9 protein-coding genes and 1 tRNA gene are annotated in these 12,639 nt (G+C 47.9%); 1 reads left to right on the forward strand and 9 read right to left on the reverse strand.

All coding sequences use genetic code 11. The annotated features are described in order from the left end of the window. Position 1 precedes the first annotated feature (1 nt). A complete protein-coding gene (locus HUJ22_RS11100) occupies positions 2–3,079 on the forward strand; it encodes an efflux RND transporter permease subunit (protein WP_290877398.1) in 3,078 nt (1,025 codons plus the stop codon). Between the two features lie 241 nt (positions 3,080–3,320). Here the strand turns inward: HUJ22_RS11100 and HUJ22_RS11105 are convergent, their stop codons facing one another. The 9 genes from HUJ22_RS11105 to xseB all read right to left on the reverse strand — a co-directional run bounded on the left by HUJ22_RS11105 (position 3,321) and on the right by xseB (position 12,626). Continuing rightward, complete coding sequence (locus HUJ22_RS11105; RefSeq protein WP_290877401.1) at positions 3,321–3,839, reverse strand: hypothetical protein; 519 nt, start codon at positions 3,837–3,839, stop codon at positions 3,321–3,323. 36 nt (positions 3,840–3,875) lie between these two features. After that, a complete protein-coding gene (locus HUJ22_RS11110; protein WP_366871088.1) occupies positions 3,876–5,261 on the reverse strand; it encodes a P1 family peptidase in 1,386 nt (461 codons plus the stop codon). A gap of 113 nt (positions 5,262–5,374) precedes the next feature. Further along, positions 5,375–6,835: an amidohydrolase family protein gene (locus tag HUJ22_RS11115; RefSeq protein WP_290877404.1), complete on the reverse strand. Its 1,461-nt coding sequence runs from the start codon at positions 6,833–6,835 to the stop codon at positions 5,375–5,377. A 30-nt stretch (positions 6,836–6,865) separates the two neighbouring features. Then, positions 6,866–8,380: an amidohydrolase family protein gene (locus HUJ22_RS11120; RefSeq protein WP_290877407.1), complete on the reverse strand. Its 1,515-nt coding sequence runs from the start codon at positions 8,378–8,380 to the stop codon at positions 6,866–6,868. Positions 8,381–8,615: 235 nt separating this feature from the next. Next, a tRNA-Arg gene (locus tag HUJ22_RS11125) sits at positions 8,616–8,689 on the reverse strand. A gap of 123 nt (positions 8,690–8,812) precedes the next feature. Then, positions 8,813–9,814, reverse strand: a complete 1,002-nt coding sequence (gene queA, locus HUJ22_RS11130) for a tRNA preQ1(34) S-adenosylmethionine ribosyltransferase-isomerase QueA (protein ID WP_290877409.1) — start codon at positions 9,812–9,814, stop codon at positions 8,813–8,815. Between the two features lie 15 nt (positions 9,815–9,829). Further along, complete coding sequence (locus HUJ22_RS11135; RefSeq protein ID WP_290877411.1) at positions 9,830–10,486, reverse strand: hypothetical protein; 657 nt, start codon at positions 10,484–10,486, stop codon at positions 9,830–9,832. Between the two features lie 2 nt (positions 10,487–10,488). After that, complete coding sequence (gene dxs, locus HUJ22_RS11140) at positions 10,489–12,411, reverse strand: 1-deoxy-D-xylulose-5-phosphate synthase (RefSeq protein ID WP_290877413.1); 1,923 nt, start codon at positions 12,409–12,411, stop codon at positions 10,489–10,491. 11 nt (positions 12,412–12,422) lie between these two features. Then, positions 12,423–12,626, reverse strand: a complete 204-nt coding sequence (gene xseB, locus HUJ22_RS11145) for an exodeoxyribonuclease VII small subunit (protein ID WP_290877417.1) — start codon at positions 12,624–12,626, stop codon at positions 12,423–12,425. Positions 12,627–12,639 lie beyond the last annotated feature (13 nt).

Here is a 12,639-nt window from a genome sequence, read left to right on the forward strand (position 1 = left end):
TATGTTAGATGCAATAATCAGAGGATCGTTAAGGTACCGGCTGGTCGTATTGGTGAGTTCGGTGGTCATACTGGCAGCTGGAATTTACATCGTGGACCGCATGCCAGTGGATGTGTTCCCCGATCTTACGGCTCCCACCGTAACGGTAATGACCGAAGCCCATGGAATGGCTCCGGAAGAAGTAGAGCGACTGGTAACCATTCCGGTCGAGACCTCGGTGAATGGAGCGACGGGCGTGCGACGGGTTCGCTCTTCCACCGCAAAAGGCATATCCATTGTATGGGTAGAATTTGACTGGGGAACCGATATTTTTAGGGCCCGGCAGATTGTGAATGAGAAACTACAACTGGTAGCTACCAGTCTGCCAGAAGAAGTCCCGCCACCGATCATGGCACCGATCTCCTCCATCATGGGAGAGATCATGCTGGTGAGTGTGAACAGCAATGAACATTCCGAACTCGAAGTACGAACGGCCGCCGACTGGGAAATTCGTCGTCGGTTACTGGCTATTCCAGGAGTGGCGCAGGTCATTCCTATTGGGGGTGGACAAAAGCAGTATCAGGTAAGAGTTAGCCCTGATAAACTGAAGCAATACAATATAACCTTGCACCAGGTATTACAGGCTACCGAGCAGGCCAATGAAAACTTCTCAGGAGGTTTCTTCAGAGAATACAGCCAGGAATACACCATTCGTGGGATAGGCCGGGCATATTCAGTGGAAGACCTGGAGCAGTCAGTCATTACCCAGCGCAATAACATTCCGATTAACATCGGCGATGTGGCAACGGTAGAAATTGCAGCAGCTCAAAAAATCGGGGATGCTTCAGTGAACGCAGAACCGACCGTGATCATCTCCATACAAAAACAACCTGGAGCCAATACGCTGGAATTGACCTCCCGTGTGGATGAAACACTGGCACAGATTGAGTCCAGCCTCCCGGCCGGATTTGAGATCAATACGCACCTATTTCGACAGGCCGAGTTTATTGAACTGGCTATCGACAATGTCATTGAAGCCCTGCGGGATGGAGCCTTTTTGGTGATCGTGATCTTATTCCTGTTTCTTGGGAATTTCCGAACGACACTAATTTCTCTAACCGCCATACCTCTGGCCCTGATCTTCTCGATCTTTGTGTTGGAATTCTTTGATATCACCATCAATACGATGACCTTGGGTGGGATGGCTATTGCCATCGGGGTGATCGTGGATGATGCCATCATTGACGTGGAAAACGTGTTCAGGCGACTCAGGGAAAACTCAGAGCTGCCGGAAACCAAGCAGAAACCGGCCATTGAGGTGGTATTTGAAGGGTCGAAGGAAATCCGTTCTTCCATCATCAATGCCACGCTGATCATCATGATCGTCTTTCTGCCGCTATTCTTCTTAAGTGGAATCGAAGGGCGGATGTTACAGCCGCTGGGACTTGCCTACATCATTTCCATTGGGGCGTCGCTGGTAATTGCCATGACCGTTACACCGGCCATGTGTTATTACCTGCTGCCCGGTCAGGCCTCCAAAGGGAAACTGGAAGAAAGCTGGTTCACCAAAAAGTTAAAATCAGGCTACGAGCACGCACTGAATGTCGTCCTTCGCATCAAGAAGACCGTGTTGGTTGGAACTTTGGTACTGTTTTTTGGAACATTAGTGGCGTTGCCTTTTCTGGGAAGATCATTTCTTCCCGAGTTTAATGAAGGCACGCTGGTGATCAGTGCAGTTACCATTCCGGGTACTTCACTAACCGAATCCAATGAAATCGGTAAACGCATAGAAACAATTCTACTGGAACATCCGGCTATCGCTTCTACCTCACGCCGAACCGGAAGAGCCGAGCTGGATGAACATGCCCAGGGAGTTAATGCCTCAGAAATTGATGCCAAGCTGGATATCCCAGAAGGAACCACCAAAGAAGAAGTGTTGGCAGAACTCCGGGAAGACCTAACTGTGGTCTCGGGGACCAATATTACCATTGGACAGCCTATCGGTCACCGTATTGATCATATGCTTTCGGGAACACGAGCCAACATCGCTGTGAAGATCTTTGGAACCGACCTGTTCCGACTCCGAGCATTGGCCGAGGAAGTGCGTGGGCAAATGGAAACCGTCGAAGGAGTGGTGGATCTATCGGTAGAACAGCAGCAAAATGTACCCCAAATACAGATCCGACCTGACCGCAGAGCTTTGGCGCGATACGGCATTACTATTCAGCAACTCGCTGAGATGGTAGATGTAGCGTTTGCAGGCGAGGTGGTGTCACAGGTGTTGGAAGGCGATAAGATGTTTGATCTGCTGGTTCGCTTCGATGAGGATCACCGTGGCAGCATTGAATCAGTGCGAAAAGCTACCTTTAATCTGGAGGATGGAACCATTGTGCCATTGGCAGAACTGGCTTCGGTGACATCCCGAAGTGGCCCCAGTACCATCAGTCGCGAAAATGTGCAGCGCAAGATCGTAGTCTCAGCTAATGTTGCGGGAAGAGATCTGCGTGGTACGGTGGATGAGATCCGGGCCAATGTGTCTCAAAACGTTAGTTTCCCGCAAAGCTACTTTGTGGAATACGGCGGGCAGTTTGAAAGCGAAGCCCAGGCCACCCGAACTATTTCGTTGCTCAGCACCATTGCCATTGCGGTCATTTACCTGTTGCTGTACCTGGAATTCGGTTCTCTCAAAACCGCCTTGCTTGTCATGGTAAACCTTCCGTTTGCCTTGATCGGTGGTATTTATACCGTGCTGTTTACCAGCGGGATCATTTCCATCGCCTCGCTGGTCGGCTTTATCACCTTATTTGGAATTGCGACTCGAAACGGTATTCTGATGGTCTCTCACTACCAACAGCTTCGAAAAGAAGGGAAGGAGTTTCTGCAAGCAATACGTCAGGGCGCGATGGAACGACTCAATCCTATCTTGATGACCGCCCTTACTGCAGGACTTGCTCTCATCCCGCTGGCTCTTGCCGCCGGTGAACCGGGAAATGAGATTCAGTCTCCTATGGCTCAGGTTATTCTTGGTGGGCTATTGAGTTCTACCTTGCTGAATATGGTCGTAATTCCGGCTTTATTGGCACAGTTTGAGACAGAGTAATCTAAACACACATTAAAATAGAGACAGAAGAGCAGTAGTTTTATCACAAGTAGGACCGCTGTTTTTATATTCTGTCAACAATAATATCTGGAAATTGGTGGGCTAAATTATGAATAAACACCCTGGAAGCAACAGAGAGCATTTAAGTGAAAACTATCTGACGGAACGCTTCGCTCCACTCTATTGCTGTCGCCCTCCAAAAATACAGCGGCAGATGCCGTTCAACGAGTTGCGGAGACATTTACCTCGATAATATAGTCACAGGAGTTATTTGAAAGCGCGGCTCCATATGGCAGCAACCGAGCATCAGGCCCCCACGGGTCTGCTCGAAGGTGAGACCATGGACGGTGACTCCGCCGCCGGTCAGCTCGAACATCCCGCACCTGGAGATCGCTTCACGCACAAACCCACCTTCGGCTTCGATGATCTCTTGTTCGGCAGCCTTGTACTCTTCGAGTTTACAGCCTTTAAGCACAGTGCCCTCCTGATGTCCGAGGAGGGTGAGACCGGGTGTCGCGATCTGGATGACCTCGCCAACCAAGTACGTACCCGTCGCGAACTGAACAGTGACGCCAGGCTCAGCCTGCTCCAATGCGGTCAAAATGCTTGCTCGGTCGGTTTCTAGCTCGCCTGTCGGCAGAGCGATGTATAGCGTATCAGAAACCTCATACGCAAAAAGTGTATTCTGAAAGGGAAAGAGGCAGAGCACCAGGTTTCCCGTCAGAATAAGGATCATCAGAAATGTATGTTTTGTCGACATTTTTATTCCATATAGATTAGTGAAACATGAATGTGGCTATTTAATACGTTCGGACCTGATTCTCCAAGGACCGGGATTCAGGGTGAGTCCTGTTACTTCTCCTTCCCGCAGATCAAATCGAATTACATCACTGGCTGCCGACTGAATTATGAACTGTTCAGTTCCTGCCGGTATCAGGCGATAGGTCCGTTCTTCGTCAAAATAGATGTTTTCCATACCGGTGTACCGCGCAGTAAGCTTCCCTGCATCGGCCGAAATAGCCAGGCTGCTTCCGCCGGGAAATTCATACGTTCCCGCATACTTTTGAAGGGCTTCGGTTTCCAATGAACCATTCGTTTCTTTTGGGCGATCAGGCAGGGTTGGCAGGCTATTTAAAACGGCATCCCACGCCAGTTCAGAAGCAATAAATGCCAGGTCGTGTGGTAAGAGATCGGGATTCTCGACCTCATCCGTGGTCACCGTATACAGTACATCTCCATCGAAGTCGGTTGCAAACGGCTGGATGGCACGACCCATGGAGGTATGCACCTGCATCGCCAATCGCTGCAACTGCACGTACGGAAGTTTTTGGTTGGTTACTACCAGAGTCAGGGTCGTGTTGCTGGTCGGTCCCCCTGTCTTTTTAATGCTCTCATTAAGGGAGCCGAGCTTCCCGGTAATCAATTCAGATATTTGCGGGCACCCTACCAAAGTATCGTTGCGGTGGCAGCGCACCACCCGCCCGTCACGATCAACGATCGTACCTAGTGAATTCACTACCGTGAATACGGCGATCTTGGTCGGCCCTACCTGTCTGAACGCAGCCCCTTGTCCGGAATGTGGCCAGCTGGCAAAGTGATCCGCGCCGCCGCCCCAGTAGTAGTAGATCCCCTGCATCGCGAACCGTCCCGCACCGCGTGCTCCCAGAGGGAAGCGATTCGGCACGGCATCGCGGAATGCCTTGGCGCCTAGCTCATGATCAGGTGTGACACGGCTGAAACGTCGATTACCCACATCGTATATGATCCCGCCCAATACCCCTGCAATGAAATTATGCTCGCCTTGGGAGAGCCTTTTCTCTTTAATGGCATCGGCCGCTCCGGTGGCAGCGGACAATCCGTGCCACGAGCCGCCGGAAAATACGACGGCGTTAATAAAATCCTCCTCGTAGCCCAGGCTCACGGCCGGTGCGTTTACCGTTCCGGGTGAGCCTCCCCGTATATCCGCAGCGGCAATAACTCCTTCCGGAAAATAAAAGACAGTGGTACCGGTGGGCCCTTCCTCATATTCGGCAATGCCGATATGCATTTGGGGAAAATCAAACTCCAAATAGTTGGCCGGTATTTCCTGAGAACGTGCTTCACTGATGAACAATGTCAGGAACAAAAGAGAGAAGGTGACGAGTAGCCAACACGTTCTGGCCGAGTAGTTCCAAGTAATCATTATAGGGTTTTATTTGGTTGTTAAAATTTCACAGGTGTAAGCTTTTTTCTTTCTATTTTTTGAACTCTACCTGCTTTGACGGCTGGTACTATTTTGCTCAATAGCCGCATGAATCAATCTTTCAAATGGTTCGCCTCCACCTCCAGCTGCCGAAGTATTCGATCGAGGTTGGGTCGATCCAAAAGGTGTCCCCGGAATACGACGGCCTCAATGCTTTGCGTGTTGCGGATGTCATCGAGAGGGTTTTTGTTCAACAGTACGAGGTCGGCGATCTTGCCAGGTGTGATGGATCCGAGGTCGTTTTCGCGCCCGAGATAGCGTGCGGGATTGATGGTTGCCGTTCGCAGGGCGTCGAGCGGCGTCATTCCACTCTCGACGAAGATTTCCAGCTCCTGGTGCAGTGTGAAACCTCCGGATACGTCTGAGCCTGCGAGAACCCCAACACCGGCATCATGCAGCTCATTGATCACACTCATTCGATAGTCGTGAAGCGGACGGAGACGGCGTTCGGGATCGAATTCGTCAGCCAATGCTTCCAGATCCATCGGCCATGTATACCGGAAGTTCGGATTGTTAGCCCACCGGGGATCATTGGCATGAGAGATCATTTTCTGAATGATGAGCGTGGGAACGACCCAGGTGCCGTGCGCTGCGAGATGCCCATACAGCTTACGGCACCGCTCCGGATCGAGACTTTCAAAAGGTTCCCATTCACTCCGGTTCCAGATGTCCAGCGCACCCTCAGAGGACGGATCAGTATTTAGGTCACGGAGCCGAGATACATAGTGAGCGCGCAGCTCCTCCTCCCGATTGGAACAGGCGAATTCGACACCCGTGAGATGTTCAACCGATCGCTGGCCAAGTTCCGCAGCTTCCCACAGGCTTACACTGATCGGAATTTCGCCGGCAACTTCCATTTCAAGTTCCCGGGCTCGCTCATGGAGGGCACGATAGGACTCGGCGGAAAGGAGGCTGTACGGTTTTAGAAAGTCGAATCCCTGCGAATGGAGTTTGGTCACCACATTCCTGGCACGCTCAGGTCCGTCGATTCTCATAACGGCTGCATCAGGAAAAATCGGAATAGGACCATCGAGAAGAGGACTACCGATTACCATGTGTGGCCCCAAAATCTCTCCGGCTTCGATTCGTTTCCGTAGCTCGATGGACTCAAGGCCTCCGCTGAGCTCGCGGGTGCCGGTAACGCCAAAGGCGAGATAGATCGGCATGTAAATTTCACGCTGTTCGGCACCTTCCGGATCCGGAGTGTGGAAATCCCAAGGTACAGGTTTATACACGTCGTTGACATTGTGGATATGCATGTCCCACAGGCCCGGAATGAGGTATTTGCCCCTTCCATCGATTGTTGTTGCCCCGTCAGAAACTTTGATCTCATTTAAAGTTCCGACTGCGGTAATACGTTCTCCAGTAACGATGACGGACATACCGGGCATAGCCACACCCTCTTCGACGTCGATGATGGTGACGTTGGTGAATACAATAGGCTGGGCCGTCACCAAACCGCTTGCCAAAAGCAGGAGAGAGGAGAGAATTAGGGCTGGTTTGATTGTTTTCATGGTCCTGTGTCTGATTTTTATGATCTTCTGTTATTCATCATTTGTCTTCGATTTTTTGGCCGCAGCTTCTGCTTCTTTCAAAAGCTCATCCAACACCTGCCGGTCGAAATAGCGGCCGTTTGCCACCACAGCATGAATTTTCTGCGTGTTCGTGATGTCCTCCAGCGGGTTGGCGTCCAACAGAACGAGATCAGCGAGTTTGCCATTTTCTACAGTGCCAAGCGAGTCGATCACATTCAGATACCTGGCAGGGTTCAGCGTAGCCGTGCGGAGGGCTTCCTGCGGTGTAAATCCGGCTTCTACGAACAATTCCATCTCATCGTGTACACTAAAACCCGGATATAGATACGGATTACCGATGTCGGTACCAGCCAAAAAATTTGCCCCCGAATTAAGCATGGGGTTGAGCAATGACGATACCTTGTGATAATACTGACTGGAAAGTTCGTATTGCCGCTCATTTTGTTTTATAAATTCTTCCGGAAATTCTTCCGACTCCATAGGGGCCTGCCAGATTGAGCGTTCTTCTTCCGGTATATATTTTAACCGCTCATCATTTATAAAACCGGGATCATTTGAATAGGAAGAGGCTCTCAGGTTTACAAGGGTTGGACAAAACCAGGCATCCGAACTGCCGACAGACTCCAGCAGTACCGGAATACGTGTTGGTTCATGATGCTCCAGTACATATTCAAACCATTTAAACAGATCGATTTGACCTGTTGAATTTACAATAATGGTATCATTATCCCTGATCAGTTGCTGAAGTTCATCCGGGTTTTTCACGAGATGCTCTAAGCCGATCATATGTTCAATACTTTTCTGACCGGAGGCCATTGCTTCAGCAGTCGTGACCGACCAGGGTACATGCCCGGCAAAGGTATAACCCAGCTTGCGGGATTCTTCAGCAATGGCAAAATACGTTTCCCTAGATAGGTTCGAGTAGACTTTCACGAAATCATAGCCCGCAGCATAAAGGTCGCGGACGACCTCTCTTCCTTCCTCGGGCGTGGCGGCGATAAGACTCCCGTCCCACAGTCCCGGAGGCCCGTCAACAATGGGACCGGAGTAATGGAAATTAAATCCGAGGTAGCTGCCATCTTTTCGTTTATCTATTACATCATGAATGCGCGCTCCGCCATGCATGGAACGCAGCCCCGTGATACCGTTTACCCGCAAAAGCGGAAGGACCCAATCGTCGGAGACTATATGCGCATGCATATCCCACAGTCCGGGAATGAGATATTTGCCCGTTCCGTCTATGATGGTTGCCTCATCTGGAACTTCAATCTCATCTGTGGTTCCGACGGCTGTGATGCGGTCTCCCGTAACGATGACGGACATATCGGGTTTGGCTACGCCCTCTTCAACATCAATGATGGTGACGTTGGTAAATGCAAGTTTGGTATTGCTATCATTCGAGCGTACCGGACCTGTATCCTGAGCAAACAACGGCAACGCTGTAAATAGCATCAGGATAATAGAGATTGAAGTTAGACGGCCTCTCTGTTTCATATAGTCCATCCCATAAGAATAAAGTGACATAACGGCCCGCAGCATAACCCCGATAGTTTTTTACTAGAAATGCATTCGCGGTAGTAAACAGTGAATAAACGGTGAAAAAACTGAAATAAGCAACTCTGTAATATAAATAAGCCCTAGCAGGCAACAGAGTGCATTTAAGTGAAAATGTTTGCCGTATGTTTGCCGCTCCTAAAAAAACAAAAGCCCTAAGATATTGTAAGTAAATATCTTAGGGCTTGGTATTAGTACGTCTATGTACGCCCGGAAGGATTCGAACCCTCAGCCTTCTGATCCGAAGTCAGACGCTCTATCCGGTTGAGCTACGGGCGCAGGTGAACATCGAACATTCAACAAGGAACACTGAATGTTGAACTTGTTTATAGTTCGAATTTCAAAGAGCAGTAAATATAAGAATCCATGCATTCAGAAACATCCCTAAAAAGAATGGTTTTTTCAGAGGATCAGCATGGCATCGCCGAAAGAATAAAACCGGTATTCTTCCTTGATGGCGTGTTCATATAATCTCTTCATTTCCTCAAAACCCATAAAAGCAGCTACGAGCATAAGCAGGGTGCTTTTTGGTAAATGAAAATTGGTAATCAGCGAATCTGTGGCTTTGAATTTATAGCCCGGCGTGATGAAAATATCGGTATCCCTGCTCTCTGGAGAGAATAAACCGTCACCATCAACAGCACTCTCCAACACTCGCACACTGGTGGTTCCGACAGCCGTTTTGTGTTCTGCTGAATTCAGTGCATCACAGGTTTTTGAATTCAGCTGATACCACTCGCTGTGCATGTTGTGCTCGTCCAGGTTTTCAGTTTTCACTGGAGCAAATGTTCCCAGTCCTACATGCAGGGTAACCTCTGTTTTTTGCACGCCCTTTTGTTCTAATTTTTGAAGGAGAGAATCAGTGAAATGCAATCCCGCCGTGGGAGCGGCTTTACTGCCAAGGTCTTTGGCATAAACCGTTTGATACTCGTCGGCCAGTGATTCATCCTGTTCGATGTAAGGTGGAAAAGGAGTGTACTTATAGGGTTCGAGTTTGGCGGAATCTAAATCACAGGAAAGAATTAAAGTACGCAAGCCGTCTTCTGTTATATTTGTGACTTCGGCGGTAACGCCTTCCGCCAATTCAATCTCTTTTCCCTTCTTAAACTTTTTACCCGGCCTCACTAAAGCCTCTATCGTATTATTATTTCGTACTGAGGTTACAAAAAGCTCTTTTTTACCCTCATCAAACAACAAGCGACACTTTTCTACTTTGCTGTTATTTACTACCAGTGTGGTATTTTTGGGAAGGTGATTCCCAAGATTATAAAACAGGTCGTCGGTAATTTTCCCCGAGCTTCGATCATAAACCAACAGGCGTGCATGGTCACGCGGGGAGGCCGGTGATTGAGCAATAAGTTTTTCGGGGAGCTCGTAATCAAAATCTGAGAGGGTAAACTTCATTCCCCAAAGGTCAACTTAATTGAGAATAATCTCAAAGTAATTTACTTGATTCGGTTCAACCTTCACTTTTTCCGTTTCAAGGACATTTTCACCATCCGTTATAATAATTTCAAGACTGTCCGTGACTTCAAAACCTCCGCTACCTGTGATAAACGATTGCCCTATAGATAAGTAGTGAATGTTTAAATTAAATTCGCCGTTGGCATTTGTTCTTGTAAAGGGAAGGCTTTCAGGCAGTGCGGTATCCGGCTTACTGATTACAAACAGATTTCCTGCTACTTGTACGGCTGTGTTCCTGACTTCATAGCCAAAGATTCCATTACTTAGTAATGAATCCGGGATACTAATTTCTTGTTGCCCTGTTTGTAATGAATCATTGAAAAAAGTTGCCAACACGGTATCACTTCCATTTCTATACAAGTTACCTGTATAAAGCCCTTCATCTTGTATGTTTACTGAAATGGTTAGATCCTCTTCTCCCTGTCCACTAACGATAAAGCCACCCGGGTTAAAATGATTGCGAATGTGAATGCTGGCATTATTTACGGGCTCACCGTTAGACGTGACCATCCCTTCCACATCTTCATAAACCGGGGGTTTGTCACTATTATTCAAACAACCGGTCACCAAAAAAAATGGTGCGACTAAAAAAAGTAACTGTTTAGTCTTCAAAATTATACCTTCAAGTGAGTTTTTTGTTTTACGCTGTGTATGATTCCGACAACACCAATTCCAATTTCCTCATGGAGTTCTTCCTGTGTGCCGTGTTCTATTATACGATCAGGAATGCCCATTATTTTAAGGGTCGGCCGATCCGGCTTTTCGGCAATATATTCAGCAACTGCACTGCCAAAACCACCCAACTGTGAGCCATCTTCCAAAGTTATGATATGCTCATATTTCCGGCACACTTCATCCACCAAATCAACATCAAGCGGTTTAGCAAAGCGCATATCATAATGCCCGATCTCAATACCCTCTCCTGATAATTTTTCGGCTGCTTCTATGGCATATTTCCCAATCGGCCCAAAGCTCAGAATGACAACATCTTCTCCCTCTCTCAATTGAACTCCTTTTCCAATTTCAATTGATTTAAACCCTTCTTGAACTTGCATGCCTGTAGCTCTGCCCCGGGGATAGCGAATGGCCCACGAGGCTTCATCATAATTAGAAGCAGTGAACATCATATCCCGTAAGTCCTGCTCATTCAAAGGAGACGAAATAACCATATTCGGAATCGCTCTCATAAAGGAAATATCATACGCCCCGTGATGTGTCGGCCCATCAGCGCCCACTAATCCGGCACGGTCAATGCAAAAAACCACCGGAAGGTTTTGGATCGCCACATCGTGAACTAACTGATCATATCCTCGTTGCAAAAAAGATGAGTAAATAGCACAAAATGGTTTTTTACCTTCGGCTGCCAATCCCGCAGCAAAAGTAACAGCATGTTGTTCGGCAATACCCACATCAAACGCACGCTCCGGGAAAGTATTCATCATTGGCAGCAGGCTGGAGCCGCTGGGCATGGCCGGGGTCATACTTACAATTCGTTCATCGTTGGAAGCAAGCTCAACCAATGCTTCACCAAATACATCCTGATATTTAGGAGCTGACTTTGAGGCTGTCGGCTTGGGGGCAACCAAGGATTTCCCAGTAATTTTATCAAACGGGCTGCTGGATGCGTGCCATTTGGTTTGCTCCCGTTCAGCCGGAGCAAATCCTTTTCCTTTTACGGTAACAATATGAAGTAATTTCGGGCCTTTTACATCTTTCAGGTCTTCTAAGATACCGCGGAGACCATCTACATCATGCCCGTCTGTGGGACCGTAATATTTAAAACCGAGCGCCCGGAATAAAGATCCGGGTGTTAGTGCAGCCGTCATAGCTTTTTCAAGTCTCGACGCCACCTTCCTCATTTTCTCCCCCGCCGATTTGAAATGCCCCAACATATCATAGATATCATCCCTCATTTTATTAAACGTCTTACTGGTGGTGATATCGGCTAAATATTCTTTAAGTGCACCAACATTGGGGTCAATCGACATATTATTGTCATTCAGAATAACCAAAATATCACTGTTCATAGCGCCGGCATTATTCATGGCTTCAAATGCAAGCCCGGCGGTCATAGCTCCATCGCCGATTACAGCGACCACTTTCTTGTCAGACTTATCGAGATCACGGGCAACAGCCATTCCCAAAGCCGCAGAAATAGAAGTACTTGAATGCCCTACACCAAAAGTATCATATTCACTTTCAGAACGTTTGGGAAAACCTGATAATCCCCCATAAACCCGATTTGTGTGAAACTGATCGCGCCGGCCTGTCAAAATCTTATGTCCATATGCCTGATGCCCTACATCCCATACTAACAGATCTTTTGGAGTATCGTACACATAATGAAGGGCCGTAGTTAATTCCACTACTCCCAAACTGGCGCCAAAATGGCCTCCATTTACAGAAACCATATCTATGATGTATTGACGAAGTTCGTCGCATACATCTTGAAGTTGTATGGGCTTCAGCTTTTTAAGATCAGATGGGGAATTGATATTTGCCAGCAGTTTCCCCGGTTTGGGTTGTTTATGATCCATAATTTTTTCTATTACTGCGTATTAGCTTCGTTTACCTGTTCTATACGAAGCTCGGCTTGCTCAAGAATTTCCGTGCAAAATTTAGACATTTTAACGCCTTCCTCGTACAGTTTAACGGAATCCTCCAGTGTAATGTCTTCGTCTTCAAGTTGTTCCACTATAGATTCCAATTTCTTTAAAGCCTCTTCGAAGCTAAGTCGTTCCTTTTCTGACATTAAGTTTTCTTCA

This window comes from Gracilimonas sp. (assembly GCF_014762685.1).
GTDB lineage: Bacteria > Bacteroidota > Rhodothermia > Balneolales > Balneolaceae > Gracilimonas.